The 25,076-nt window shown below is 73.3% G+C and carries 32 protein-coding genes; 9 read left to right on the forward strand and 23 right to left on the reverse strand.

Annotated features, from left to right (window positions below):
* Nucleotides 1–46: 46 nt before the first annotated feature.
* Nucleotides 47–538 (reverse strand): 2-C-methyl-D-erythritol 2,4-cyclodiphosphate synthase, encoded by a 492-nt coding sequence (gene ispF / locus RKE38_RS06415; protein ID WP_316006617.1) that lies wholly within the window; start codon nucleotides 536–538, stop codon nucleotides 47–49.
* Nucleotides 539–609: 71 nt separating this feature from the next.
* Between ispF and RKE38_RS06420 the strand changes: the two genes are divergently transcribed.
* A complete protein-coding gene (locus RKE38_RS06420; protein WP_316006618.1) occupies nucleotides 610–1,194 on the forward strand; it encodes a GNAT family N-acetyltransferase in 585 nt (194 codons plus the stop codon).
* A 106-nt stretch (nucleotides 1,195–1,300) separates the two neighbouring features.
* Here the strand turns inward: RKE38_RS06420 and ispD are convergent, their stop codons facing one another.
* Together ispD and RKE38_RS06430 are read right to left on the reverse strand one after the other, a co-directional pair.
* A complete protein-coding gene (gene ispD, locus RKE38_RS06425; protein WP_316007604.1) occupies nucleotides 1,301–1,975 on the reverse strand; it encodes a 2-C-methyl-D-erythritol 4-phosphate cytidylyltransferase in 675 nt (224 codons plus the stop codon).
* Nucleotides 1,972–2,454 carry a CarD family transcriptional regulator gene (locus RKE38_RS06430; RefSeq protein ID WP_310151095.1) on the reverse strand — a complete coding sequence of 161 codons (483 nt, stop codon included), beginning with the start codon at nucleotides 2,452–2,454 and terminating at the stop codon, nucleotides 1,972–1,974. Before RKE38_RS06430 ends, ispD begins: the two co-directional genes overlap by 4 nt.
* A 197-nt stretch (nucleotides 2,455–2,651) precedes the next feature.
* Between RKE38_RS06430 and RKE38_RS06435 the strand changes: the two genes are divergently transcribed.
* Nucleotides 2,652–3,218, forward strand: a complete 567-nt coding sequence (locus tag RKE38_RS06435; RefSeq protein ID WP_316006619.1) for a hypothetical protein — start codon at nucleotides 2,652–2,654, stop codon at nucleotides 3,216–3,218.
* 148 nt (nucleotides 3,219–3,366) lie between these two features.
* Here RKE38_RS06435 and RKE38_RS06440 read toward each other — a convergent pair whose 3' ends face one another.
* Entirely contained in the window at nucleotides 3,367–4,050 is a 684-nt protein-coding gene (locus RKE38_RS06440) for a response regulator transcription factor (protein ID WP_316006620.1), read from the reverse strand.
* Nucleotides 4,047–5,258 (reverse strand): sensor histidine kinase, encoded by a 1,212-nt coding sequence (locus RKE38_RS06445; protein WP_316006621.1) that lies wholly within the window; start codon nucleotides 5,256–5,258, stop codon nucleotides 4,047–4,049. Before RKE38_RS06445 ends, RKE38_RS06440 begins: the two co-directional genes overlap by 4 nt.
* A gap of 166 nt (nucleotides 5,259–5,424) precedes the next feature.
* Here RKE38_RS06445 and phoU point away from each other — a divergent pair, with 166 nt between their 5' ends.
* From phoU to RKE38_RS06460, 3 genes are all read left to right on the forward strand, one after another.
* Nucleotides 5,425–6,114 (forward strand): phosphate signaling complex protein PhoU, encoded by a 690-nt coding sequence (gene phoU / locus RKE38_RS06450; protein WP_310151106.1) that lies wholly within the window; start codon nucleotides 5,425–5,427, stop codon nucleotides 6,112–6,114.
* A 168-nt stretch (nucleotides 6,115–6,282) separates the two neighbouring features.
* Nucleotides 6,283–6,834, forward strand: a complete 552-nt coding sequence (locus RKE38_RS06455; protein WP_316006622.1) for a SigE family RNA polymerase sigma factor — start codon at nucleotides 6,283–6,285, stop codon at nucleotides 6,832–6,834.
* A complete protein-coding gene (locus tag RKE38_RS06460; protein ID WP_316006623.1) occupies nucleotides 6,831–8,234 on the forward strand; it encodes a hypothetical protein in 1,404 nt (467 codons plus the stop codon). The genes RKE38_RS06455 and RKE38_RS06460 overlap by 4 nt, the downstream gene beginning before the upstream one ends.
* A 10-nt stretch (nucleotides 8,235–8,244) precedes the next feature.
* On the opposite strand, the gene RKE38_RS06465 is transcribed toward RKE38_RS06460, so the two are convergent.
* The 5 genes from RKE38_RS06465 to RKE38_RS06485 form a co-directional block, all read right to left on the reverse strand.
* Complete coding sequence (locus RKE38_RS06465; protein ID WP_316006624.1) at nucleotides 8,245–8,982, reverse strand: phosphoglyceromutase; 738 nt, start codon at nucleotides 8,980–8,982, stop codon at nucleotides 8,245–8,247.
* Nucleotides 8,967–9,185 carry a DUF6767 domain-containing protein gene (locus RKE38_RS06470; protein ID WP_316006625.1) on the reverse strand — a complete coding sequence of 73 codons (219 nt, stop codon included), beginning with the start codon at nucleotides 9,183–9,185 and terminating at the stop codon, nucleotides 8,967–8,969. Before RKE38_RS06470 ends, RKE38_RS06465 begins: the two co-directional genes overlap by 16 nt.
* A 40-nt stretch (nucleotides 9,186–9,225) precedes the next feature.
* The gene (locus RKE38_RS06475; protein WP_410055432.1) at nucleotides 9,226–9,765 is read right to left on the reverse strand and encodes a YbjN domain-containing protein; all 540 of its coding nucleotides are present in this window, start codon (nucleotides 9,763–9,765) and stop codon (nucleotides 9,226–9,228) included.
* Nucleotides 9,766–9,770: 5 nt separating this feature from the next.
* Nucleotides 9,771–11,123, reverse strand: a complete 1,353-nt coding sequence (mshA, locus tag RKE38_RS06480; protein WP_316006627.1) for a D-inositol-3-phosphate glycosyltransferase — start codon at nucleotides 11,121–11,123, stop codon at nucleotides 9,771–9,773.
* A 70-nt stretch (nucleotides 11,124–11,193) separates the two neighbouring features.
* Nucleotides 11,194–11,970 carry a hypothetical protein gene (locus RKE38_RS06485; protein WP_316006628.1) on the reverse strand — a complete coding sequence of 259 codons (777 nt, stop codon included), beginning with the start codon at nucleotides 11,968–11,970 and terminating at the stop codon, nucleotides 11,194–11,196.
* An 80-nt stretch (nucleotides 11,971–12,050) separates the two neighbouring features.
* Here RKE38_RS06485 and RKE38_RS06490 point away from each other — a divergent pair, with 80 nt between their 5' ends.
* Nucleotides 12,051–12,878, forward strand: a complete 828-nt coding sequence (locus RKE38_RS06490) for a class I SAM-dependent methyltransferase (RefSeq protein WP_410055433.1) — start codon at nucleotides 12,051–12,053, stop codon at nucleotides 12,876–12,878.
* Here RKE38_RS06490 and RKE38_RS06495 read toward each other — a convergent pair.
* The 7 genes from RKE38_RS06495 to RKE38_RS06525 all read right to left on the reverse strand — a co-directional run bounded on the left by RKE38_RS06495 (nucleotide 12,866) and on the right by RKE38_RS06525 (nucleotide 17,277).
* Complete coding sequence (locus RKE38_RS06495; RefSeq protein WP_316006630.1) at nucleotides 12,866–13,264, reverse strand: phosphomannose isomerase type II C-terminal cupin domain; 399 nt, start codon at nucleotides 13,262–13,264, stop codon at nucleotides 12,866–12,868. The genes RKE38_RS06490 and RKE38_RS06495 overlap by 13 nt on opposite strands.
* Nucleotides 13,265–13,275: 11 nt before the next feature.
* The gene (locus tag RKE38_RS06500) at nucleotides 13,276–13,611 is read right to left on the reverse strand and encodes a DUF2516 family protein (protein WP_310151134.1); all 336 of its coding nucleotides are present in this window, start codon (nucleotides 13,609–13,611) and stop codon (nucleotides 13,276–13,278) included.
* Between the two features lie 28 nt (nucleotides 13,612–13,639).
* Nucleotides 13,640–14,065, reverse strand: coding sequence for a D-aminoacyl-tRNA deacylase (gene dtd / locus RKE38_RS06505; RefSeq protein WP_316006631.1), 426 nt, complete (start codon nucleotides 14,063–14,065; stop codon nucleotides 13,640–13,642).
* Between the two features lie 3 nt (nucleotides 14,066–14,068).
* Nucleotides 14,069–15,049, reverse strand: coding sequence for an asparaginase (locus tag RKE38_RS06510; protein WP_316006632.1), 981 nt, complete (start codon nucleotides 15,047–15,049; stop codon nucleotides 14,069–14,071).
* A gap of 133 nt (nucleotides 15,050–15,182) precedes the next feature.
* Entirely contained in the window at nucleotides 15,183–15,659 is a 477-nt protein-coding gene (locus RKE38_RS06515; protein ID WP_316006633.1) for a hypothetical protein, read from the reverse strand.
* 14 nt (nucleotides 15,660–15,673) lie between these two features.
* On the reverse strand, nucleotides 15,674–16,216 hold the full coding sequence (locus RKE38_RS06520; protein ID WP_316006634.1) for a helix-turn-helix transcriptional regulator: 543 nt from the start codon (nucleotides 16,214–16,216) through the stop codon (nucleotides 15,674–15,676).
* Nucleotides 16,217–16,425: 209 nt separating this feature from the next.
* Nucleotides 16,426–17,277 carry a 3-keto-5-aminohexanoate cleavage protein gene (locus RKE38_RS06525; protein ID WP_316006635.1) on the reverse strand — a complete coding sequence of 284 codons (852 nt, stop codon included), beginning with the start codon at nucleotides 17,275–17,277 and terminating at the stop codon, nucleotides 16,426–16,428.
* Nucleotides 17,278–17,417: 140 nt separating this feature from the next.
* Between RKE38_RS06525 and RKE38_RS06530 the strand changes: the two genes are divergently transcribed.
* A complete protein-coding gene (locus RKE38_RS06530; protein ID WP_316006636.1) occupies nucleotides 17,418–18,830 on the forward strand; it encodes a polysaccharide biosynthesis tyrosine autokinase in 1,413 nt (470 codons plus the stop codon).
* Nucleotides 18,831–18,945: 115 nt separating this feature from the next.
* Here the strand turns inward: RKE38_RS06530 and RKE38_RS06535 are convergent, their stop codons facing one another.
* The gene (locus RKE38_RS06535) at nucleotides 18,946–19,998 is read right to left on the reverse strand and encodes a glycine cleavage T C-terminal barrel domain-containing protein (RefSeq protein ID WP_316007605.1); all 1,053 of its coding nucleotides are present in this window, start codon (nucleotides 19,996–19,998) and stop codon (nucleotides 18,946–18,948) included.
* A gap of 32 nt (nucleotides 19,999–20,030) precedes the next feature.
* The gene (locus tag RKE38_RS06540) at nucleotides 20,031–20,444 is read right to left on the reverse strand and encodes a Fur family transcriptional regulator (RefSeq protein WP_316006637.1); all 414 of its coding nucleotides are present in this window, start codon (nucleotides 20,442–20,444) and stop codon (nucleotides 20,031–20,033) included.
* Between the two features lie 56 nt (nucleotides 20,445–20,500).
* Between RKE38_RS06540 and RKE38_RS06545 the strand changes: the two genes are divergently transcribed.
* Nucleotides 20,501–21,520 (forward strand): LCP family protein, encoded by a 1,020-nt coding sequence (locus RKE38_RS06545; RefSeq protein ID WP_316006638.1) that lies wholly within the window; start codon nucleotides 20,501–20,503, stop codon nucleotides 21,518–21,520.
* A 102-nt stretch (nucleotides 21,521–21,622) separates the two neighbouring features.
* On the opposite strand, the gene RKE38_RS06550 is transcribed toward RKE38_RS06545, so the two are convergent.
* From RKE38_RS06550 to RKE38_RS06560, 3 genes are read right to left on the reverse strand one after another with little or no spacing between them, the layout of a single operon-like run.
* Nucleotides 21,623–22,570 carry a hypothetical protein gene (locus tag RKE38_RS06550; RefSeq protein ID WP_316006639.1) on the reverse strand — a complete coding sequence of 316 codons (948 nt, stop codon included), beginning with the start codon at nucleotides 22,568–22,570 and terminating at the stop codon, nucleotides 21,623–21,625.
* A complete protein-coding gene (locus RKE38_RS06555) occupies nucleotides 22,570–23,154 on the reverse strand; it encodes a low molecular weight phosphatase family protein (RefSeq protein ID WP_316006640.1) in 585 nt (194 codons plus the stop codon). The genes RKE38_RS06550 and RKE38_RS06555 overlap by 1 nt, the downstream gene beginning before the upstream one ends.
* A 3-nt stretch (nucleotides 23,155–23,157) precedes the next feature.
* Entirely contained in the window at nucleotides 23,158–23,655 is a 498-nt protein-coding gene (locus RKE38_RS06560; RefSeq protein WP_316006641.1) for an FABP family protein, read from the reverse strand.
* A 122-nt stretch (nucleotides 23,656–23,777) separates the two neighbouring features.
* Here RKE38_RS06560 and RKE38_RS06565 point away from each other — a divergent pair, with 122 nt between their 5' ends.
* Nucleotides 23,778–24,149 (forward strand): DsrE family protein, encoded by a 372-nt coding sequence (locus tag RKE38_RS06565; RefSeq protein WP_316006642.1) that lies wholly within the window; start codon nucleotides 23,778–23,780, stop codon nucleotides 24,147–24,149.
* A 56-nt stretch (nucleotides 24,150–24,205) separates the two neighbouring features.
* Here RKE38_RS06565 and RKE38_RS06570 read toward each other — a convergent pair whose 3' ends face one another.
* On the reverse strand, nucleotides 24,206–25,063 hold the full coding sequence (locus tag RKE38_RS06570; protein WP_316006643.1) for a hypothetical protein: 858 nt from the start codon (nucleotides 25,061–25,063) through the stop codon (nucleotides 24,206–24,208).
* Nucleotides 25,064–25,076 lie beyond the last annotated feature (13 nt).

The raw sequence follows: 25,076 nt of genomic DNA on the forward strand, positions 1-25,076 counted from the left end.
CGGCGGCCCGGCCGGTCGTGGGTCGCGAGGCCGGCCGCTGGACCGGTCAGTCCCGGGGCACGACGAGAGCGGTCGCGATCGCGGCGACACCCTCACCGCGGCCGGTGAGCCCCAGGCGGTCGGTCGTCGTGCCGCTCACGGACACGGGGGCGCCCACGGCCCGCGACATCGCCGCCTGCGCCTCCGCGCGCCGGCTCCCGACCTTCGGCCGGTTGCCGATGACCTGCACGGCCACGTTGCCGACCTCGAACCCGGCCGCACGCACCAGGCGAGCCGCCTCCGCCAGCAGGGTCAGCCCGGACGCACCCGCGAGCTCGGGGCGGTCCGTGCCGAAGTGCTCCCCGAGGTCACCGATCCCGGCAGCCGAGAACAGCGCGTCGCACGCGGCGTGGCAGGCCACGTCGGCGTCCGAGTGGCCCTCGAGTGCGGGCTCACCCGGCCAGCCGAGCCCCGCCATGCGCAGCTCCCGGTCCGGACCCCCACCGAAGGCGTGCACGTCGACGCCGATGCCCGTGCGCGGCATACCGGGAGCAACCATGGCGCCATCCAACCACCGGCGGCGCAAACCCGGGTGAGCCGCAGCCCACGGCCCGGCTACGGTTGCGCCGCATGGACGCCCCGATGCACGTGCCCACCCTCTCCGACGACCAGGTGACGCTGCGCCCGCACCGGGAGGACGACCTCGACCCGGTCCTCGAGCGCTGCCTCGACGAGGACACACGGCGCTACACGACCATCCCGCTCGAGTACACGCGCGAGATGGCGAAGGAGTACCTCACCGGCCTCCTCGAGCCGTCGCCGGCCATGGTCTCGTGGGCGATCGAGGTCGAGGGCGCGTATGCCGGGACGATCGACCTGCGCCGCATGCCGGTCGACGACGGAGCGGGCGACCTGGGATTCGTGACGCACCCGGCCTTCCGTGGTCGCGGCGTCATGTCGGCGGCCGTCCGCCTCGCCGTGGGGCACGCGTTCGGCACGCTCGGCTGGACGGCGGTCCGGTGGCAGGCGCACGCCGGCAACTGGGGCAGCGCGAAGGCGGTGTGGCGGTCGGGCTTCCCGGTGCCCGTCTTCGTCCCGGACCTGCTGGTCGAGCGGGGCCGGCTGGTCGACGGCTGGATCAGCACCCTGCGCGCGCCGGCGCCGGACGAGCCGGTTGCCCCGTGGGAGGACGTCCTGGCGACGCTGACCCGCTGACCCGCTGACCCGCTGACCCGCTGACCCGCTGACCCGCTGACCCGCTGACCCGCTGACCCGCTGACCCGCTGACCCGCTGACCCGTTGCCGCGGCGTGGCCGGGGCGTCAGAGGTCGGCGAGGTGGCGCTCGGCGACCGCGAGGTCGTCGGGCGTGGTGATCTTGAAGGCGAGACGGTCGCCGTCCACGACGTGCACCGTCCCGCCGGCCCGCTCCACCAGGGCTGCGTCGTCCGTCGCTGCCACCCCTGAGGCGTGGGCCTCCTCCAGCACGCGGCGCCGGAACGCCTGGGGCGTCTGGATCGCGCGCAGCGCCGACCGGTCGGGCGTCCCGACGACGCGCCCCGCCGCGTCGACCTGCTTGATCGTGTCGGCCACCGGCAGGCCGGGGACGACGGCGTCGTGTCCGGCGCGCACCTCCCGGACCAGCCTGCTGAACAGGCTCGGTGGCGCCAGCGCGCGGGCGGCGTCGTGCACCAGGACGACCTCGTCCGTGGGTCGCAGTGCTGCCAGCCCGGCAGCGACCGAGTCGGTGCGCTCGGCGCCGCCGGTCACGACGACGACGTCCTGCGGTCGGTCACTGCGGGACGCGATCGCGCCCGCCTCCCCGATGTGGGAGACGGGCGCGACGACGATGACGTGGGTGACCTCGGGTGCCCGCAGGGCGCGGGTGACGGCGTGTTCGAGGACCGTCACACCGGCCAGTGGCACGAACGCCTTGGGCTGGGCGGCCCCTAGCCGGGTGCCCTGTCCCCCGGCGACGAGGACGACCGCAACGCTCAGGAGGCGAGCACCTCGTCGAGGATGGCCTCGGCCTTGTCCTCGTTGGTCTTCTCGGCCAGGGCCAGCTCGGAGACGAGGATCTGGCGCGCCTTGGCCAGCATGCGCTTCTCGCCGGCCGACAGACCGCGGTCCTTGTCACGGCGCCACAGGTCGCGGACGACCTCGGCCACCTTGATGACGTCACCGGACGCCAGCTTCTCGAGGTTCGCCTTGTAGCGACGCGACCAGTTGGTCGGCTCCTCGGTGTGGGGGGCGCGCAGGACCGCGAAGACCTTGTCCAGACCGTCCTGGCCGACGACGTCACGGACGCCGATGTCCTCGCAGTTCTCCGCGGGCACCTCGATCGTCAGGTCGCCCTGGGCCACCTTGAGCTTGAGGTAGATCTTCTCCTCGCCCTTGATCGTGCGGGTGTTGATTTCTTCGATCAGAGCAGCCCCGTGGTGGGGGTACACGACCGTCTCGCCGACCTTGAAAACCATGTGCTGTTTTCCCCTTTCGCGACCTCAAGAATAACACGACACGCCGATCACGGGAAAGCCGGAGCGCTTGCGTTTTCGCTGGTCAGGGGCTTGCAAAGGCCTTGAGCGACAACGATTTCGGTCTTGACAGAAGGGTGCGGCTCATGCAACGCGCGGGGGTGCGTGCGAGTCGGGAAGGGCCCGGTAGGCTGTCCCGCGTGACTCGCCGAACCCCCCTCGCCACCTCTTCCACCGGCCGCCGCACCGTCGTCCGTCGTCTCGTGCCGGTGGGCGTCCTCGGCGCAGCGCTGGCCCTGTCGGCCTGCCAGACCCAGTCGCCGGTGCAGACCGACGTCACCTACAACGCCGCCGACGGCGTCCCCGTCGACCTCGGCGCGGTGCAGCTGCGTGACCTCGTGGTCATCGGCACCGGCAAGGGCAAGCCCGGCGTGCTGAGCGCCGCGGTGAGCAACAACGGCGCGCAGGCCGAGCGAGTCGCCTTCGCCCTGCCCAACTCCCAGCCCGTCTACGCGACGGCCCCGGCCAACAGCTCCCAGCCGCTGTCCGACGGCAGCCAGGTCCAGCTGTCGCAGGTCCCGGTCGAGCCCGGCGACGTGGTGCAGCTCAACGTCCAGTCCGCAGGGGCCCGCTCCGTGGTCGTCACGGTGCCGGTCGTCCCGGCGGACAACTACTACTCGACGCTGTCCCCCACCAGCGCGCCCACGACGGCGAGCGGCACGTCCACGAGCGACACGAGCTCGCCGACCACGACCGCGACCCCCTGACGGGTCCGACCCCCTCACGGGTCCGACCCCCTCACGGGTCCGACCCCCTCACGGGTCCGACCCCCTGACGGGTCGGTCGCTCCCGCGGCCGTATCCGGGCGCGGGCCGCTCCGGGAGGCGCGGTCTGCTCCGGCTCCGGGCCGCGAGCTCAGTCGCTCTCGAACTTGTAGCCCAGCCCCCGGACCGTGACGATGTACCGCGGCTCGGCGGGGTCCGGCTCGATCTTGGCGCGCAGCCGCTTCACGTGGACGTCGAGCGTCTTGGTGTCCCCCACGTAGTCGCTCCCCCACACGCGGTCGATCAGCTGCATGCGGGTGAGCACGCGCCCGGTGTTGCGCAGCAGCATCTCGAGGAGCTCGAACTCCTTGAGCGGCAACGGGGTCTGCTGCCCACCCACCGTCACGGTGTGCCGCTCCACGTCCATCCGGACCGGGCCCGCCTCGATGGTCGCCGGCAGCAGGTCCTCCGGCTCCTGGCCACGACGCAGGACCGCCTTGATCCGGGCCAGGAGCTCCCGCGAGGAGTACGGCTTGGTGACGTAGTCGTCGGCCCCGATCTCGAGGCCAACGACCTTGTCGATCTCGCTGTCCTTGGCGGTGAGCATGATGACCGGGACAGTCGAGCGCTGGCGCAGCGCGCGGCACACCTCGGTGCCGGAGAGGCCCGGCAGCATGAGGTCGAGCAGCACGAGGTCCGCCCCCTGACGGTCGAAGTCGTCGAGCGCCTCGGGGCCGGTCTCGGCCACCGCCACCTCGTACCCCTCCTTGCGCAGCAGGTAGGACAACGGGTCCGAGAACGAGACCTCGTCCTCGACGACCAGGATGCGGGTCATGCGGGGGCTTCTCCTTGCTGCAGGGTTCGGGGAGCGGAGTCGGGGTCGGCGGGCCCGGCGGTGGCCCGGCCACCGGTCCGGTCGGCCGCGGCGGGCAGGCGGATGGTGAAGGTCGAGCCGCGACCCTCCTCGCTCCACACGGCGACGTCGCCGCCGTGGTTCGCGCAGATGTGCTTGACGATGGCCAGGCCGAGGCCGGTGCCACCGGTCGCGCGCGAGCGGGCGGCGTCGACACGGTAGAACCGCTCGAAGATGCGCTCCTGCTCGGACTCGGGGATGCCGAGGCCCTGGTCGGTGACGGTGATCTCGACCATCTCGTCGTGCACCCGGCCGCCGACGGCGACGCGCGAGCCCGGCTCGGAGTACGCGACCGCGTTCCCGACGAGGTTGCGCACGGCGGTGACGAGCAGGTCCTCGTCGCCGAACACCTTGAGGTCCGGCGCGCAGGCCTCGACGATCTCGATCTGCTTGGCGTCGGCCCCGACGCGCGAGTAGTCGATGGCCTCGTGGACGGCCGCCGTGACGTCGACGAGCCTCGGCTCGTGCAGCGTGTCGGCCACCTGCAGGCGGGACAGGTCGACGATCTCCTTGACCAGCTGCGTCAGCCTCGCGCTCTCGACCTGCATGCGGGTGGCGAAGCGCGCCACCGCCTCGGGGTCGTCCTTCGCGTCGAGGATGGCCTCGGCCAGCAGGCCGATCCCGCCCACGGGCGTCTTGAGCTCATGGCTGACGTTGGCGACGAAGTCGCGTCGGACCTCCTCGACCCGCCGCGCCTGCGTGTGGTCCTCGACGAGGAGCAGGACGTGGTTGCTGCCCAGGGGGGCGACGCGCGCGTGCATGATCGACTGGGCCTGCCCCAGCGGTCCCCGCGCGAGCGCGAGCTCCGCCTCCCGGATGACGCCGTCGCGGCGCACCTGCCGCGCGAGGTGCCGCAGCTCGGCGTGGACGAGGTCGCGACCCCGAACGAGCCCGTAGGCGACGGCCGACGGCGAGTTGTTGATGACCTCGTCGGCCGAGTCGACCACGATGGCGCCGCTGCGCAGGACGGCCAGGACGTCCGCGACGCCGGCGGGCAGGGCCGACGCCGAGGCCTCGGAGGGCGGGACGCTCGTCTGCTGGCGCTCGGAGTAGCGCACGGCGACGACGGCGACGGCGCCGGTGAGGAGACCGGCGAACCCCGCCAACAGCGCAGCAGTCGTCGCGTCCACGCCTCAAAGATACGGTGCACCCGGGACCGCTCCGGTCGGCCGCCGCCTCCTCCCGCGGGCGCGTCCCCAGATGTTCACCTGAGTTCACCCGACCGTTCACTGCTTCGTGGGAGCCTCGGTCGGAACGCAGACCACGCACGCCCCGTGCCGACACCCAAGGGACGCAATGCGCAACGCCTTTCACGAGGACCTCGACCTCATCTCCGACCAGCTCGTCGAGATGACGCGACTGGCCGGTTCCGCGATGGCCCGGGCCACGACGGCCCTGCTCGACGCCGACATCCAGCTGGCCGAGTCGGTCATCGAGGCCGACAAGGAGCTCGACACCCTGCGCGAGGACCTCGACGCCCGCTCCATCGACCTGCTGGCCCGCCAGCAGCCCGTCGCCACGGACCTGCGCATGGTCGTCACCTCGATGCGGATGAGCGCCGACCTCGAGCGCATGGGCGACCTCGCCCGCCACGTCGCCAAGGTCGCCCGACTGCGCTACCCCGACTCGGCGGTGCCGGCCGACATCCGCGCGACCATCCTGCAGATGGGCCAGGTCGCCGAGCGCATCGTCGCCAAGGCGGGCCAGGTCATCGCCGGCAAGGACGTCGAGGGCGCCAAGACCCTCGAGCGCGACGACGACGCGATGGACGAGCTGCACCGCGAGCTCTTCAGCCACCTCATCGACGGCTCCTGGCAGCACGGCACCGAGGCCGCCGTCGACATGACCCTCGTGGGTCGCTACTACGAGCGCTTCGCCGACCACGCCGTGTCGGTCGCGCACCGCGTCGTGTACCTGGTCACCGGTGAATGGGATGTCGCCGAGGACCACGAGGAGCAGGAGGACCGCGCCGACGGGCTGCGGTGACCCCTGCTCCCCGAAGGGCCCGGACCGCCGCGGGGGCGGCGTCCGGGCCCTTCGCGCTGCCTGCGCCGTGACACTCGGCCGGCCGCCGGACCCGCCGCACTCGCCGGGCTCCGCGAAAACCCCACCGGGGCTCTCAACCTCGGCGACACTGGCTCGCGTCTAGGGGGCATGAGCACCGCACTGGTCGAGAGGGGGGTCGCCGTGGACACCACGGAGGAGGACTTCGCGCGCTTCGTCCGGACGCGCTGGGACCACCTCGTCCGCACGGCATACCTCCTCACCGGGGACCGGGGGCGGGCCGAGGACCTCGTGCAGACGACCCTCGTCAAGGTCCACCGGCGCTGGGCGCACGTCGCGTCCGAGTCGCCGTACGCCTACACGCGGGCCGCCCTGGCCAACGAGTCCGCGTCGTGGTGGCGCCGGCGGCGCGTGGCCGAGTCGCTGGGCGAGGTCCCGGCCCACGCGGACCGCTCGCCCGGTGACGCGTATGCCGCCGTGGACGCCCGCGACGAGCTCGCCCGGGCCGTGCTCCAGCTGCCGCCGCGGATGCGGGCGGTGATCGTCCTGCGGTACTTCGAGGACCTGTCGGAGGCGGACACCGCCGCCGCGCTCGGCATGTCCGCGGGCTCGGTCAAGAGCCAGGCCTCGCGCGGGTTGGAGCGGCTGCGCGCGGTGATGCGGGTGCAGGACGACGCGACGGGCGAGAGGAGCCTGGCATGAGCATCGAGACCCAGCTGCGCGAGGCACTGACCGCTCGCGCGGACGACGTGGCCCCCACGGTGGAGGACCCGTGGTCGAGGGTCGACGGTGCGATCCGCACCTCCGCTCGTCGCCGTCGCGCGGCATACGCAGGTGTCACGGCGGCGGTCGTCGCCGTGGCCGTGCTCGTCCCCGGTCTGGTGGGCGGCGGCCACCGCGCGACCACCCCGGCCACCCACACCGCACCCGTCGTCCCCGGCCCCCAGGACCCACGGTGGAGGGCCCTGTCAACGTGGCCGACGCGCGGCTGGCTGTCCGGCGACGCCGCCTTCCTCCGGGCCGTGGAGCAGCGCACGGGCGCCCACGTCCTCTACGCGGGGGACGTCGGCGAGCGCCGCGTGGTCGTCACGTGGAACGAGCAGGACACCGGGTCCGGGCTGGGGACGACGTACCTGCTCAGCGGACCGCGCGACTCCGCCGTCGACCGACTGGCCCAGGTCGCCGAGGCACCGCCGTCTGCGGCGACCGTCGTGACCGTGCTGGCCGGGCAGAGCACGGGTGCGACGCTGCTCGCACTGGCCACCCCGGGGCACGGGTCGATGGAGGTCTCCCCCACCGTGCGGATCGAGCCCGACGCGACGGTGACCCGCTCCTGGTCGACCGCGAGGCTCGACCGGGACGGGACCGCGAAGGTGTCGCTGCCCACAGTCGCCCCCTACGCGACGCGGGTGCGGCTCGCGGGCTCCGACGGCGCCCCCACCCTGGTCGATCCCGGTGAGCCGCAGGCGGCCGACCCGGCGTCGAGCATCTGCGTCAACTGCCCCGTGGCCGAGCTGCGCACCAAGGCGCCGCGGGCCATCAGCCGCACCATCGGGCTCTCGCTCGGGCTCGACCCGGCCCGCATCACCACCCGTGAGGTGTATGCCGGCCCTGTCGACCTCGGGGTGGCGGCCGCGGCCGGGCTCACCGACGCCCGCAGCAGAGGGTTCGACGTCCTGCTCTACGTCGCGACGTCCGAGCTTCCCGGGGGCGGGGTGCTGCGCACAGCGCTCCTCGTGAGCACGGCGAAGGACGGGAGCTCGGCGCAGACCACCGAGCTGGAGAGCGGCGTGCCGGTCGACGCAGCCACGGCTGACCGGCGCCCGGTCGTCATCTCCGGACCCGACCTCAAGGGCTCCGACACGATGATCGAGGTGTTCGCACCCGGTTCGGCGCGGGTTGCGCTGGTCTCCGACGCCCCCACGATCTTCCCGGGGACAGCACCCAAGGCCGTGGCCGATGGGTCGGCGTCCTTCCGTGTGTCCGGCACCGGTGGCACCGACCACCTGCGCGTCGCGACCTACGACGCCATCGGGCGGGAGACCGGGCGATGGCCGCTTCGCAGCCCTAACGCCGACGACCCGTACGACGTCAGGCCCTGAGCACCGAGGTTCAGCGGCGGCCCTGGTTGGCGACGGCTGCGGCGGCCTCGGCGGCAGCCTCGGGGTCGAGGTAGCGCGCCGGCTCGGACGGCATGAAGTCCTCGCCGAGCGTGTAGACGAGCGGCTGGCCGGTGGGGATGTTCAGGCCCGCGATGTCCTCGTCGCTGATGCCGTCGAGGTGCTTGACGAGCGCCCGCAGCGAGTTGCCGTGAGCGGTGACGAGCACCGTCTCACCCGCTGCCAGGTCGTCGCGGATGGGTCCCTCCCAGTACGGCATCATCCGGGCGATGACGTCCTTGAGGCACTCCGTGCGCGGCACCTCCACCCCGGCGTAGCGCGGGTCCGAGCTCTGGTCGAACTCCGAGCCGACCTCGATCGGGGGCGGCGGGACGTCGAACGAGCGGCGCCACAGCATGAACTGCTCGTCGCCGTACTTCTCCCGCGTCGCGGCCTTGTCCAGCCCCTGGAGCGCACCGTAGTGGCGCTCGTTGAGCCGCCAGCTGCGCCGCACCGGGATCCAGTGGCGGTCAGCGGTGTCGAGGGCCGTGTTGGCGGTGTTGATGGCCCGGCGCAGGACCGAGGTGTGCACCACCGTGGGCAGGATCCCGTTGTCCTTCAACAGGTTCCCGCCGTTGACCGCCTCGGCGCGACCCTTGTCGTTGAGGTCGACGTCGACCCAGCCGGTGAAGAGGTTCTTGGAGTTCCACTCGGACTCGCCGTGACGCAGCAGGATCAGGGTGTGGGCCATGGGGGCAGCCTAGTGCTCGGCTGCGCCGCCCGGACCGCTGCCCGCTGCTCGGCCAGGGCCGCACGCAGCTCGGGGTCGTCCATCGCCAGGTAGACCAGTCCGCAGTCCTGCGGGCCGGTGGCGCCGGGGAAGCACAGGGAGCAGGGGTCGCCCGGCCGCAGGGGGCACTGCGCGACGGGACGACGGTGGGTTGCGATGGTCACGGCACCACCCTCCGGCCGCCGCGTGGTCTCCGCGAGGGGCCTAGGTCCCGCTGCCGCCGGCGCCGTCGGTGCCGTCGGGTCCCGGGTCGCCCTCGCGCTGCAGGATCGCCCGGAACGCCTCGAGGTTGCGCAGGGACTCCCCGCGGGACACCCGCCAGTCCCACTCCTTGCGCATCGAGCTGAGGAACCCGATGGCGAGCAGCTCGTTGAAGTGCGAGTCCGCCGCCTCGAGCACGGCGCCGAACAGCCGGTCGAGGTATGCCGTGTCGACGCCCTCGAGCGGCACGCGGCCGGTGACGTAGACGTCACCGGAGCGGTCGATGGCGTAGGCGAGGCCCGGCAGGCGCAGGTTGCGCCGCAGCAGGTAGCGGTAGAACTCCTGGTGGTTCTCGTCGGGGTTGCGGATGACGAACGCCGAGACCGACAGCGAGTCCTCCCGCACGATCAGCGACAGGACCGTCTTCAGCTTCTTCTCACCGGGCAGGGTGATGACGTACTCGCCCGTCCTGGCGCCCGCCTCCCACGACACGCCCGCGTCGGCCAGGAACTCCTCGATCGCGTCCACGGCGGAGGTGCGCACCGGGTTCACGGGACCACCGCCGACGCCATCCCGTCGAGGGCCTCGCTGGTGGGCGGCTCCAGGGACTGTGGCGTGACGGGCTCGAGGCGCCCCGGCTGCCCCGCCAGGCCGGCCCGCCGGGCACGGCTCGCCTCGACGTAGACCTCGTAGAGGCGCTCGGTCGTGCGGTCCCACCCGAACAGTGCGGCGTGCCCCACCGCCTTGTGGGACAACGCCGCCCGGCGGTCGGGGTCGAGCAGCAGCGACTCCAGGGCATCGGCCCACGTGGGGACTGCGTGGCCGTCGACGAGCACCCCAGCATCGCCGACGGCGGTGGGCAGGCCACCGACGTCGGCGGCGACCACCGGGGTGCCGCAGGCCTGCGCCTCCACGGCGACCAGGCCGAACGACTCCGAGTGCGAGGGAACGGCCACGAGGTCGGCAGCCCGGTACCACTGGGCCAGCTCCGGACGTGGCACCGGCTTGACGAAGCGGACCTGCGGGGTGACGCCCAGCTGCTGAGCGAGCTGCTGCAGCGACTCCGGGTGCTCCAGGCCCGAGCCGCTCGGGCCCCCGAGGATCGCCACCACGAGGTCACCAGCCCACGAGGGGTGCCGGGCGAGCAGCTCGGCCGCCGCCCCCACCAGGACCTCGGGCGCCTTGAGCGGCTGGATCCGCCCGACGAACAGGAGCACCTTCGCGTCCGGAGGAAGGCCCACGGAGGCGCGCGCGGCCGCCCGGTCGCCCGGCGAGAACAGCTCCAGGTCCACCCCCGGTGGCACCACAACGACCTTGTCCGGCTCCGCGGCATACAGCTCGATGAGCTCGCGCCGCTCGCCCAGGGTGTTCGCGATGAGGCGGTCGGCGGCCTCGACGACCTGGACCTCGCCGATTTCCCGGCCGGGCGGCTCAGGGGAGTCGTCGTTCGCGAGGTGCTGGTTCTTCACACGGGCCATCGTGTGCATGGTGTGCACGAGCGGCACCTGCCAGCGGTCGGCGGCCAGCCAGCCCACCTGCCCGGAGAGCCAGTAGTGGGAGTGCACGAGATCGTAGTGCCCCTCGGGTGCGAAGGCGCCGATGCGCATGACCCCGGCCGCGAACGCGCACAGCTGGCCGGGCAGGTCGTCCTTGCGCAGGCCCTCGAACGGCCCGGCCGTGACGTGCCGCACCAGCACCCCCGGCTCGAGCTCGTGCACCGGCGCCTGGTCGACCGACGTGGCCCGGGTGAAGATCTCGACCTCGACGTCGCGCCGCGCGAGCTGCCGCGCGACCTCGACGACGTAGACGTTCATGCCGCCGGCGTCGCCGGTGCCCGGCTGCTCGAGCGGCGAGGTGTGCACGCTGAGCATCGCCACGCGGTTGATGCGCTCCGGTGCCATGCAGCCGAGTCTGCCACCTGCCCCCACGGCCGGCTGCCCGGCCCGGACCCGTGGGACGCCGGCGGACGGGTCAGCCCGCTCCCCCGCTGCGCGACTGGGAGGAGACGCTGAGGAAGGTCGCGTCGGACCAGATGTGCACGTCGGTGCGCCCCTTCGCCCGCACGTCGACACCGCGGGCCACGCGTTGCGGGCCGAGGCCGACGTCGGTCCCGAGGCTCGAGGAGAACGCGGCCTGGCCCTCGAGCGTGGTGGGTCGCAGCCACCGGGCGGACCCCCGCAGGTTGACGTGCGGCAGGCCCGGCGGCAGGCCCTCGGTGAGCGGCCGGTGGTCGAGGTGCCAGACGACGCCGTCGGCCCCGTTGACGTTGACGCCGATCTTCACCACGCCGCCGGCGAGTTCCACGCGCAGCGTGAAGGGCATCGACCCGTGGCTGTCGAACACCTCGCCGACGTAGGTCGCGCGCCCCGGCAGGAAGACCAGGCCGTCGACCCGCATGTTGTCGAGCCGGCGGTCGATGTGCTCGTGCGTCGTGCTGCCGGTACCCGTCGTGTGCCCCTGCACCGCGGACAGCAGCGAACCCCCGATGACCGACTGGAACAGCAGGCTGTCGCCGCGCACGACCCGCATGCCGTCGGCATACATGCTCACCGTCACCCCGCCGCCCAGGGTGGCGACGCCCTTGGCGTCGGGCCGGACCGTGAGCAGCCCGGGCGTGACGCCCTGGAACCCGTGGTCCTCGCCCAGCCACTTCGGGACGTGGGTCACGAGCCCGAGCAGGGCCAGCGCGCCCAGCGAGGCCACCAGCGCGACCATGCTGCGGCTGATGTCCTGCTCGCGCCAACGCACCCCGCCAGCGTAGAGGGGCGCGGGGCCTCCCCCGCACGCCTCGCGCCGGACGCGCGCGGGGGATAGCCCAGTGCTTCCGTATGCTGCGGGGCGTGGTTGCGCAGCGCCCGGTCGGCACCGTGACGCGCGGGACCACCAACCCCAACCGCCTGCGCCGCGTCGACCGCTGGCTGGCCGGTCCGCAGGCGTGGCGGCTGCGGTCGCCCGTGCGGCCCCCGGTCGTCGTCGACCTGGGCTACGGCGCCTCACCGGTGACGGCGGTGGAGCTGCACGACCGTCTGCGCCTCGTGCGCCCCGACGTGCAGGTGGTGGGCGTCGAGATCGACCAGGCACGGGTCGAGGCCGGGCAGGCTCTCGCCCGGGACGGGTTGTCGTTCCGGCGCGGCGGGTTCGAGGTGCCGCTGCCGGGGGGTGCGCGCGCCACGGTGGTGCGCGCGTTCAACGTGCTGCGGCAGTACGACGAGGCCGACGTGGCCGACGCCTGGCGCACCGTGCAGGGCCGGCTGACCGACGACGGGGTGCTCGTCGACGGCACCTCCGACGAGCTGGGTCGTCGCAGCACCTGGGTGGCCGTGGACCGCGACGGCCCCCGGTCGTTGACCCTGTCGTGGCGGCTGCGCGGGATGCAGGCGCCGTCGGAGATCGCCGAGCGGCTGCCCAAGGTGCTGATCCACCGCAACGTGCCCGGGGAGCCTGTGCACGCCTGGCTCGCGGCGCTCGACCGGGCGTGGGCGCACGCTGCGCACCACGGCAGCTACGGCGCGCGCCAGCGGTTCCTGGCGACCGTCGCCGCCCTGCGCCGGGAGGGCTGGCCCCTGCTCGACACGGCCTCGCGGTGGCGCCTCGGTGAGGTCACGGTGGCGTGGGACGCCGTGGCGCCCCGGCCCGCGGAGGGTCAGCGGGCGTAGTCGTCCTCGAGGCGCACGATGTCGGCCTCGTCGAACTCGCCGTACGCGATCTCGAGCAGGCGGCCGGGACGGTCGCCCTTGTTGGCCATGCGGTGCAGCGCGCCCACGGGCACCCAGACGGCCTCCCCCGGAGCTGCGCTCCAGGTCCGCTCGTCGACGGTGACCTCGATCGGCACGTCGAGCACCTGCCAGAACTCACCCCGGTGGGAGTGCGTCTGCAGCGAGAGCCGGTGGCCGGGCTCGACGGTGATGATCTTGACCGTGACCCGCTCGTTGGAGACGAACTGCTGGAAGTTCCCCCACGGCCGGTCGACGGTGAAGATCGCCTCGCGCGGGTCGGGCAGCGTCTCGCCGGGCGCCTGCACGTCTGCGGTCCTGTCAGTCATGGATCCCCCTGTCACCACGGGCCGTAGGGGCCCATGTGCTGGTTGCCGCCGCGTCCACCGCTGACCTGGCGCAGGGCGGGCCGGACGTCGGCCAGGTAGATGGCCGCGCCGACGAAGCCGATGAGGCCGATCGAGAACAGCAGCCCCGACCCGATCGAGATGAACCCGAACAGCGCAGCCACCGCCGTCACGATCGTCCAGAACTTCTTGGTGCGCTTGCCTGCCGCGACGAAGGCGTCGGGGCGGTGGCGCACGCAGTCCACCAGGGCGAAGACCTCGGCCGCGAAGGCCGCGAGGCTCAGCAGCCAGACGACGAGGTTCTGGGCCGAGCCCAACGCGGAGAACATGCGGACCAGCGTAACGGGACGCCGGACCTCAGACGTCCACCACGAGCGTGACAGGTCCGTCATTCACCAGCTCGACCTGCATCATCGCGCCGAACCGTCCGGTCGCGACCTCCACGCCGCGCTCGCGCAGCGCCGCCACCAGCGCGTCGACGAGCGGCTCGGCCACCGGGCCGGGCGCCGCCGCACCCCAGGACGGGCGGCGGCCCTTGCGCGTGTCGGCATACAGCGTGAACTGGCTGACCACGAGCACGGGCGCACCCTCGTCGAGGACGGAGCGCTCGTCGCGCAGGATGCGCAGCTCGCTGATCTTGCGGGCGAGCGTGGCGACCTGCTCCGGCCCGTCGTCGTGGGTGACGCCCACGAGGGCCACCAGCCCGGGTCGCGTGATCTCGCCGACGACCTCGGCCTCGACGACGACGCGGGCCCGGGCCGCGCGCTGCAGGACGGCGCGCACGGGTCAGATGCCGACCGCGACGACCGCCCCGACGGGTTCGCCGTGGCCCAGGACGGGCGCGTCCTCGAGCTGGGCGAGCGCGGCGGACTCGATCCCGAGCCGGCGCATCACGGCGGCGAGGATCACCGGCTTGGCGCGGGTGCCGCCGTCGGCGACCTTGACCGCGATGCCCCGGCCGTCCGCCAGCCCGACGGCGTACACCGCCTCGGCGCCGTCCTTCGCGATGAGCCCGGGCGTGCCCTCGACGAGCGCCGTGACGTCGCGTCCGGTGCCCCCGAGGTATGCCGGGAACGCGCGGATGCCGTCGGCCACCATGGCCTCGGGGGTGCCCGGCTCGGCGGACGCGAGGCGCCCGAAGGCACGGGCCAGGCCGGCGAGGGTGACGGCCATCACCGGGGCGCCGCAGCCGTCGACGGCCGTGGCCGTGATCTCGTCACCGGTCAGCTCGGCCAGGGTCTCGGCGATCGCCTGCTGGAGCGGGTGGCCGGGATCGCGGTAGGTCGCGGTGTCCCAGCCGTTGACGACGCAGGTGGCGAGCATGGCCGCGTGCTTGCCCGAGCAGTTCTGCGTGATCGGCAGCTTGCCGCCGCCGCCCCGGATGACGGCGTTGCGGGCCGCCTCGTCGAGCGGGTAGTCCGGCGTGTTCTGCAGCGCACCCTCGGTGAGGCTGACCGAGGCGAGGACCTCGCGCACGCCCTCGAGGTGGAAGTCCTCGCCCGAGTGGCTGGCCGAGGCCAGGGCCAGGTGCTGGGGCGCCAGCCGCAGGCCGGCGCGCACCATGGCGAGCGTCTGCAGCGGCTTGTTCGACGAGCGGGGGAACACCGGGTCGTCGACGGCCCCGAGGGCCAGCAGGTGGCTGCCGTCGGCGGCGGTGGCCACGACGGACGCGCGGTGGGCGGACTCGACGAAGCCGCCCCGCACGTAGTGCGCGAGCACGGGGGCCGAGTCGAGGGCGGGCGGGGTGGGCAGGGCCGGATCGGTCACCCGGCGAGCGTAGCCACCGCGGGGCGGACCGGCGTGGCGGGGCGGGGCCGGGGACGCGGACGGCCCCCACCCGGGTGCCGGGTGGGGGCCGTCGACGGCTGGACCGGTCAGCGACCGGCCGCGGTGGCCGGGCTCAGTCGCCGACCTTCTCGGCCGCGGCGGCCTCGCGCCGGCCCGTGGTCAGCGTGGCCTTGGCCGAGCGCTGGATCTCGCTGGCGGACCGGCGCACCGTGGTCACGGCACCCTTGCCGAGGGCGAAGGTCGCCTCGGCCTGGGCGAGCAGGTCCTGCGTCGGCTTCTGGGTGCGGACGCGCTTGACGAGCTTCTCGCCGCGGGCGACGACGGTCTCGTACTCCTCCTGCGCCTTGCCGGCCAGGACGAGGCCGCGGTTGAGCGCGAGGGCGGGCAGCTCCTTGCCCTGCTCGACCGCGACGGTGGCGCGCGCCTGGGCCTTGGCCTGCAGGGCGGACGGGTCGAGCTCGGCGCCGACGGTGCGGGCCTTGAGCCGGGCCTCGCGGACCTTCTCGACGGCGAGGTCGGTCAGGCCGACGACGGCGTACACGGGGGTGCTGTCGGTGACGGTCTTGCGGATGTCGGCAACGCGTGCCATGGGGATCTCCTTCATCAGGGTGTGGTCGTGGTGGGCCGGGACGCGCCGCGGGGAGCGGCGGCCCTGGTCGCCGGCTTCCCTGCCGGCTTCGGCCCGGTGGTCTTCGTGGCGGTGGACTTCTTCGCGGTGGACTTCGTCGCGGCGGTCTTCGTCGCGGCGGCGCGCTGGGTGGCCGTGCGCGTGGTGTCCGGCTTCCCCGCACCGACGAACGAGTCGTAGATGTCGAGGAGGGCGGCTCTCTGGCGGTCGGTGAGCTTCGGGTCGGCGCCGATGACGGCCCGCGTGTCGAGCGGCTCGACCTCGTGGCCGTGGCGCTCGTCGAGGATCCCTGCCCGCACGTAGAGCGACTCCGCGGAGACCTCGAGGCCCTTGGCGAGCTGCTGGAGGATCTCGGCGCTGGGCTTCTTCAGGCCCCGCTCGATCTGCGACAGGTAGGGGTTGGAGATCCCGGCCAGCTCCGACAGCTGGCGCAGCGAGAGCCGGGCCGACTGACGCTGCTCGCGCAGGTAGTCGCCCAGGCTGTTGCCTGCCAGCGGGCCGAGCGGGATCCGGGTCATGCCTCCAGTGTGCTTGCTTCAGTTAGCAGAATGCAAACCCGAGACAGCGTGACGGTGACCACACGGTGGCTTCCCCCCACGCAAGACGGCGGTTGCGCGGCAACCCGCGGGACAACAACCCGAGGTATGCCGAGCAACCGCCGTTGTGCGGGAGAGCCAGGGCGGCCGACTGGAGGGGAGGACGGCCGGCCGGAGGGGCGGGGAGAGGGTCAGGCGGTGGGCCTGCGACGGTCCTTGACGCCGAGCAGGGCCCGGGCGTCGTCGGTCGACATCGCCGGGCGCTGCATGACCTCGGCCAGGTGGGCCGCACGCTCCACGAGCTGGGAGTTGTGCTCGACCGGCACGCCACGGGCGTAGACCACGTTGTCCTCCATGCCGACGCGCAGGTGGCCGCCCGCGGACAGTGCCGCGGCCGCGACGGGCAGGTGCGAGCGCCCGATGCCGGTGGCCGACCACGACGTGACCTCGGGCGGCAGCATCGCGACGCCGGCCATGAGGGCGGCGGTCGTGCCCGGCATACCGCCCGGCACGCCGGTGACGAGGTCGACGTGCACCTTCCCGCCGAAGGGGAGCCCGTGCCGGTCCAGCAGCCGGGCGAGAGCCGCCACGTGGCCGAGGTCGAAGAGCTCGAACTCGGGCACGACCTCGCGCTCCTGCGCCTGGACGTAGAGGTCGGACATGAAGCCCCACGGGTTGAGGAAGACGTCGTCGCCGAAGTTGGTGGTGCCGCAGGTCAGCGAGCACGAGTCGGGCTCGGCGTCGAGCACGGTGAGCCGCTGCTCGAGCGGGTCGTGGACCGACCCGCCGGTCGACAGCTGCACGATGAGCGACGTCTGCTCGCGCAGCGCCTCGACCGCCGCCGCCAGGTACCCGTGGTCGAGCGTGGGGCGGTGGTCCGCGTCGCGGATGTGCAGGTGGATCATCGCGGCGCCGACGGCCTCGCAGGACTTCGCGGTCTCGACCAGCTCCTCCAGGGTGGTGGGCAGCTGGGGGACGTCGGCCTTGTCGAGCTCGGCGCCGGTGGGTGCGACCGTGATGAGGGTGCCGGGGGTGGGAGGCATGGCGTCATCATGGCAGCGAGTGCTCGCGTCGAGGTCCCCGGAGTGCCTCGCGCGTGTGGGACACTGAGCACCGCCTGTGCGCAAACGCGCGCAAACCGGGACCGGGGACACCCCGGGGGACAGAGAGCGAAAGCGGGACCGTGGACCTTCACGACTACTACCGGGTGGTACGCAAGCGTTGGCGCACGATCGCCGCCTGCACCCTCCTGCTGGTCGCCCTGGCGGCGCTCTTCACCCTGACGAGCCCCAAGACGTACCAGGCCCGCACGCAGCTGTTCGTCTCGACCTCTGGCGGCTCGGACTCCACCCAGCTGCTCCAGGGCAACACGTTCACCCAGCAGCGCGTGAAGTCCTACGCCGACCTGATCAACACCCCGACCGTGCTCAGCCCGGTGATCAAGCAGCTCCGCCTCGACACGACCCCGGACGCGCTCGGCGCCAAGATCACCTCGGACGTCCCGCTGGACACCGTGCTCATCGACGTCCTGGTCACCGACCGCGACCCGGAGCAGGCGGCCAAGATCGCGGACGCGGTCGGCAAGCAGTTCAGCAGCACCGTGGGCGAGCTCGAGCGAGTCTCCGACTCGGCCCCGAGCCCGGTCAAGGTCTCCGTGGTGCGGCCCGCCGCCGTCCCCGGCGGTCCGATCAGCCCCAACCCGACCCGGAACATCGGCCTCGGCGTCGTGCTCGGCCTGCTCGTCGGGCTCGGCGCCGCGCTGCTGCGCGACACCTTCGACACCTCGGTCAAGAGCGAGCGCGACGTCAAGGACGCCACCGACGAGACGGTGCTCGGCGGCATCGCGTTCTCCAACGACAGCGCGAAGCAGCCGCTTATCATCCAGTCCGACCCGCACGGCCCGCGAGCCGAGGCCTTCCGCGCCCTGCGCACGAACCTGCAGTTCGTCGACGTGGCCAACCACCCTCGCTCCATCGTCTTCACCTCCTCCCTGCCGGGCGAGGGCAAGACCACGACCACCGCCAACCTCGCCATCAGCATGGCCGCCGCCGGGGCTCGGGTCTGCGTCATCGAGGGCGACCTGCGCCGTCCGCGCATGCTGCAGTACATGGGCATGGAGGGTTCGGTCGGCCTCACGAACGTGCTCATCGGGCAGGCCGACCTCGAGGACGTCATCCAGCCGTTCGGCGACACCGGCGTGCAGGTCCTCGGCGCCGGCCAGATCCCGCCGAACCCGAGCGAGCTGCTCGGCTCGGAGACGATGGCCCGCGTGCTGCGCCAGCTGGAGCAGATGTTCGACTACGTGATCATCGACGCCCCGCCCGTCCTGCCCGTCACCGACGCGACGGTGCTGAGCACCATCACCGGCGGCGTCGTCGTGGTGGCCGGCTGCGGCGTGGTGGCCAAGGAGCAGCTCAGCCGGACGATCGCCTCCATCAAGGGCGTCAACGGCAACGTGCTCGGCGTCGTCGTCAACCGGATCCCGACCCGGGGAGCGAACGCCGAGACCTACTACTACGGCGAGGGGTACGCCCCGCTGTCGCCGGACCGCAGCCGCCGCGAGCGCTCCCGCGACCGCCAGGGCGTCCGCGTCTGACCGACGCCCCCGCACCGACCACACGGCCCGCCGTCCCCCAGGGGAGGCGGGCCGTCGTCGTCAGGGTGGTGGCTCGTCAGGTTCGGCCGTCCCCAAGGTGGCTGGGCCACCGTCGTCAGGGGGCGACGACGACCTCCTGCGCGGCGCTGACGCCGGCCACGTCGAGGGTGGCGTCCACGGGGGTGTTCCGCTTGACCAGGGCCAGGCCGATCGGGCCGTCCTCGTGGTGCCGGGCCACGGAGGTCAGGAAGCCCACCTGCCGGCCGTCCAAGCTGACCGCGCTCCCCCGGTCCGGCAGCGTGTGGCCGGAGCCGTCCAGGTGCAGGAACACCAGCCGCCGCGGCGGCCGCCCGAGGTTGTGCACGCGGGCAATGGTCTCCTGCCCGCGGTAGCAGCCCTTGTGCAGGTGGACCGCCGTCCGCAGCAGGTCGACCTCGTGCGCGATCGTGCGGTGGTCGGTCTCGAATCCCAGGCGGGGGCGCCAGGCGGCGACCCGCAACGCCTCGCTCGCACACGTGCCGGCGAGGTCACGGTCACCCACCGCCGCCGCCAGCTGAGCGCGGGGCACGAGGACCTCGCGCCAGCGCCGGTCCTGCGCCGGGTGCCCCTCCACCGGCCCGTATGCCGCGGTGTCACCGACCAGCCCCGGCCAGGGGTCGCGCCACGCGAGCGGCTCGCCGGGGCGTGACTCCGAGCCGGACGGCTCGCCCAGCACGGCCCAGTCCGCGGTGACGTCGGCGACCTCGACGCGCAGCATGAAGCGCATGGAGTCGAGCCACCCGGCAAGGGCCGCCTGGGTGCCCGGCTCGGTGGTGATCCACGTCGTGGTGCCGTCGTCGACGAGGTGCAGGTCGTGCTCGACGTGGCCCTTGGGGCTCAGGACCAGGGCCTCGCGCGAGTCCTGGGGCGCGAGGCCGGTCAGCTGCTGGCTGGTGATCGAGTGCAGCCAGGAGAGCCGGTCGGGCCCGGTGACCGTCACCACGCCCCGGTGGGACAGGTCGACGACGGCCAGGCCCTCGGCGAGCAGGCGCTGCTCGCGCACCGGGTTGCCGTAGTGGGCGGCCACCCCGGCGTCGGGGCCCTCGCCCTCGACCGCCCCGGGGCGGGACAGCAGCGGCGACCGGTAGGCAGCCGCCTCGGTCCCGACGTCCTCGGTCCCGACGTTCACGGTCCCGCTGTTCACGGTCTCGACGTCTCCTGTCACCGGCTGCACTCTGCACACTCCCCGTGGACGGCCATGTGGGTCACGTCTGCGACAAAGCCGCTGGCGGCCAGAACATTCCCGACGAACTCCGTGGCGAAAGCCTCAGGGCACTCCTCGACGCGGCCACAGCGGCGGCACACGAGGTGGACGTGCCCGGCGTGGTCGGCGAGGTGGTAGCTGGGCGCCCGGTGGTCGAGGTGGGTGTGCGCCACGACCCCGAGCGACTCCAGGGCCTCCAGCGAGCGGTAGACCGTGGACGCGGCCAGCGGCTGGCCGCCGTCGGCCGCGACGAGGGCCACGACGCGGTCCGGCGTCACGTGGCCCTCCCTCGTGACGACGTCGAGCACGCGCCGCCGCTGGGAGGTCATCCTCAGGCCCTGGGCGCGCAGCTGCTCTCCGACGTCCTGCACCGTTCCACTGTACGGTCCTGGCCCGGGCGGCCCTCCGGGTTACCTACACTGTCCGGGTGCTCGATGAGTTCGAAGACACCCGGCCCACCCCGCAGACCCCCCGCCGCAGGCACCGCGCCCGGCGGGTCGTCGCCGTGCTCGTCGCGCTCGTCGTGCTCGTCGTCGTGGGGGGCGCCGCGGCATACCTGCTGCTCCTGAACCACACCGTCTCGACGAACGTGAAGCGGGAGTCCCTGCTCCCCACCCCCGGCGTGAGCGGCGCCGACGCCGGCCCGACCAAGAAGCCGGCCGCGAAGGACGCACAGAACATCCTGTTCATCGGCTCCGACGCCCGGGCCGGACTGGCCGGGGCACGCTCGGACGTCATCGTCCTCATGCACGTGTCCGGCGACCGGAAGAAGGTCACGCTCGTGCACTTCCCCCGTGACCTCTACGTCGACGTGCCGGGCCACGGCAAGGACAAGATCAACGCCGCCTTCGCCTACGGCGGCGCACCGCTGCTCGTGCGCACCCTGCAGGACCTCGTCGGGGTGCCGATCGACCACGTGGCGATCAGCAACTTCGAGGGCTTCAAGAACATGACCGACGCCGTGGGCGGCGTCAACGTCTACGTCGAGGAGCCCAGCAGCGGGCCGAACTACACGTTCCACAAGGGCTTCCAGGAGATGGACGGCGCCGAGGCGCTGGCCTTCGTCCGCGAGCGCAAGGACCTCAGCGAGGGCGACATCTCGCGTGGCCGCCGCCAGCAGGCGTTCATCAAGGCGCTGCTGCTGAAGGCCCTGAGCAAGGACGTCCTCACCAACCCGGTGAAGCTGGCGCAGTTCGTCGACGCGGGGACCAAGAACCTCATCGTGGACGACAAGTTCACGGTGGGCGAGATGCGCAGTGAGGCGTTCTCGATGCGCAACCTGCGCGGCCGGGACGTCAGCTTCGTCACGGCGCCGTTCGACGGGTTCGGCACCTCGCCCGTCGGCGCCTCGATCGACATCCTCGACGAGCCGGGGATGCGGGTCCTGGCCGACGCGCTGCAGAACGACGACATGGCCAGCTACACCGACAAGTCGCTGACGCCCTGAGGCGACCGGCCCCGTCGGGCGCACGGGTTCCGGCAGGAGGTCCCGGGCGCTCGGCCCTCGGCCGGAGTCCCGGCAGCCACGCCCGGGAGACCGCAGTGCGGACTAGGGGGTCGTCCAGTCGCCCAGGTCGGCCGCGGAGGTGTGGACCTCGTCCCCCACGCGCAGCCAGGCCCGGTCGGCGGTGACCGACAGCGCCACGCTGCCCGGGTCGACCTTCGTCAGGTCGGTCTCGACGCAGCCGGCCGCCTTGGTCGGTGACCCGCTGGCCACGACGGCCAGGCCCTTGCACCCGTCGACCTTCGGGACGACGAGGTAGGAGTCCCCCGAACCGTTGATCGCGACGGCCAGCGCCCCCTCGGCGGTCGCGACGGTGCGCCACGACGTGCCGGTCTTGCTGGAGAGCAGCTTGCCGTTGCCGCAGAGCACCTGGGCGCCGCTGTCGACGACGGCGAGGTCGATGACGTCGGCCGAGCCGCACGGCTTGCCCCGCTTGCCGGTGGGCAGTCCCACGGTGTCGGTGGCCCGCGGATCGCGGTACCAGGCGTCGTTCACGCTGCCGCCGTCACCGAAGTCGGCGTCCACGGCGCTGGTCTGCTTGATCGCCGGGGAGCAGTCGCCCTTGTCGGCGCCGACGGCGAAGGCCGACCCGTCACCGCGCACGCGGACACGGACGATGACGTCGAACGGCGCGGAGCGGGGCCCCCACGTCTTGCCGCCGTTGGTGGTGAGCTCGAGCGTCGCGCCGCCCTTGTCGCACGAGCCCTGCGTGAACCGCAGGGCCCGTTTGGCGTCCACCCCGACCACGCCGACGGCGACGGGCACGACGTCCACGGCCGGGGAACCGGAGCTCCCCTTGGAGCCGGTCGTGGAGCTGCTCGACGCGGTCGGCGTCGAGCCGGCGGGAAGACCCTCGGACGAGGCGCCGACCGTCTCGCCACCGCGGGCCACGGGCTGCCGGGTGCTGCTCATGGCGAGCCCCACGAGGGCCACGTCGACGACGAGGAACGCTCCCAGGGCGACGAGGCCGGCGCGTTCGGTGAGCCGGGCCATCAGGGCCGCCCCAGGGCCGCGACGACGGTGGGCAGTGCGCTGCTGATCTCCTGGGCCATCTGCTCGAAGACCTCCGGGCCACGTCGGTAGGGGTCGATGATGTCGGCCTCGGCGTCGGACAGCGGGGGGCGCATGCCGCGCTGGCCGGCCGCCAGCGCCACGACCCGCTGGACGTGCTCGGAGGCGGACGCCGACGGGGCGTGCAGCTCGGCCGGGTCGATGCCGGCGAGGAGGTCGGCGAACTCGCGGAAGGCGAAGACGTAGCGCAGCGCGCGCGGGTGGAGCGTGGCGACCTTGCCCCGGTGCGCACGGGTCGCGGTCAGCACGAGGTCGGCCGACGCCACGTGCTCGGGCAGCAGCGTGCGGGCCACGAAGCCCTCAGAGGGGTAGCCGAGCCGGTCCATGATGACCCGCGAGCCCTCGTCGACCGGGTTGCCGGCCAGGGCACCGGTGCCACCGCTGGTGACCTCGACCTCCCCGGGGCCCCAGGAACGGTCGAGCTCGGTCTGCAGCGCCCGCTCGAGGTAGGGCGAACGGCACACGTTCCCGGTGCACACGGTGAGGATGCGCGCAGGCGTCGTCATCGGTCAGCCGACACGCTTCAGCTCGGCGGAGACGTGGCTCTGCAGCGGCTGGCCGACGGCCGCCATGTCCATCGCCCAGAGCAGGTTGGAGTTCACCAGCCCGTAGAGGCGGCTCGCGGCGTTGTACTCCTTGGCGTGCGGGCTGCGCAGGACGCCGTCGGTCCGCAGCTCCACCTTCGCGGGCTCGGCCTTGCCGTAGTACATCTCGACGATCCCGGTGGGGTGGGTGAGCAGCAGCTCGACCTCACCGCCGTCGACGGGGCGCCAGAACCCGAGCTCGGTGGCGAGCGGGCGGACCTTCTGCCCGGCGTCGTCGAGCAGCCAGGTGCGGCTGTGCCACTCCAGGAACGGGCGCCCGTCGTGGGTCACCTCGATCTCCTGGCCGAAGTTGGCCGACTCGATCGTGGGGTAGCCGACGACGCCCGCCCCCTCCCAGCGCCCGATCAGCCAGGCGAGGGGGGCGAGCTCCCGGGGCAGGTCGGGGTCGAGGGTGAACTGCATCAGCGCGGCGTCTTCACCAGGCGGTAGACGACGAAACCGGCGAACCAGGTCACCACGACGGCCGTGGCCACGAGCAGGGCGATGTAGAACGTGTGCACGCGCCAGATCGTAGCCTGTGGGCCATGTCCGAACCGCGAACCCGCCTGGTTGTCAAGGTCACGTCCGGCGTCGAGGCCCTCGAACGGCTCAACCAGGCGTTCACCGTGGCAGCCACGGCGGCGGCCAGCGGGGTGGAGGTCAGCCTCTGGCTGACCGGGGAGGCGTCGTGGCTCGCGGTACCCGGCCGCGCCGAGCAGGTGAGCCTGCCGTATGCCGCGGAGCTGGCCGAGCTGCGCGACGCCGTCCTGGCGGCCGGCACGCTCACGGTGTGCGGGCAGTGCGCCGCCCGGCGCGGCCTGGAGGTGGCCGACCTCGTCGAGGGCACCACGGTGCGGGGCGCGGCGGCCTTCGTCGAGGAGGTCATGGCACCGGGGGCGCAGGCGCTCGTCTACTGACCGGGTGCCTCTCGCAACGGGACGCCCGGCGCCCCGTCGCCGGCCGGCCCTGCGCCTCAGCCGGAGAACACCGGCGAGGTGACGACCGTGAACGCGATGACACCCACGAGCAGCGAGGCCGCCAGGGCGGAGGCGAGCTGTGCCCGGGGCAGGGGCGCGGCGGGCAGCGGGGCGAGCACCCGGCGCGCCGCGTGGGAGATGGCGGCGGCGAGCAGCCCCAGCAGGGCACCCGACCCCGCGGTCGGCTCGCCGGCCACCAGGGCGACGACGAGCGCGGCCAGACCGCCGGCGAACATCGAGATGAACAGCGCCCACTGCCGCAGCCGCGGCACCGAGATGAGGGGGTCGGCGAGGACGCCGACCGCCAGGCCCGCCATCGCCGCCGCGAGGCCGTGCTCGCCGTAGAGGTACTGCGGGATGGGGGCGAAGGCCGCCCCCGAGGCGACGATGGCCAGTCCGGCCACGGTCGAGGCGATGGACTCGGTCAGGCGGGGGCGGCCGTCCCGGCGCAGCAGCTGGTGGGCGAACGCGGCGAGCACGGCCAGGGCCATGGCCGCGGGCATCCACTCCAGGTACGGCTCGTCCCGCGTGAGGAGCACGGCGGCCGTCGTGAGCGCGACGCCGACCGAGAGGACGGTGGTGGTGCCCCTGGGGCTCGGCAGCCCGAGCAGGACCGGCCAGCCCCACGCGAGCACGAAGCCGCCCAGGGCGACGGCGAGCGCCACGAACCGGGGGCTGGCGTAGCCGGTGAGGGCCACGAGCGCGGCGAACGCGATGGTGGCGACGATGGAGACGGGGCGCACGGCGAGGGCCCGCGTGGGCAGGTCGGACCGGGACGCCTCGGCCACCGCACGTCGCTCGCGGCGGGTCAGCGGCAGGACCGGCGCGGACTCCTGCTCAGGCACCTCGGACACAGCCCGCATCCTC

The organism is Phycicoccus sp. M110.8 (assembly GCF_032464895.1).
Taxonomy (GTDB): Bacteria; Actinomycetota; Actinomycetes; order Actinomycetales; family Dermatophilaceae; genus Pedococcus.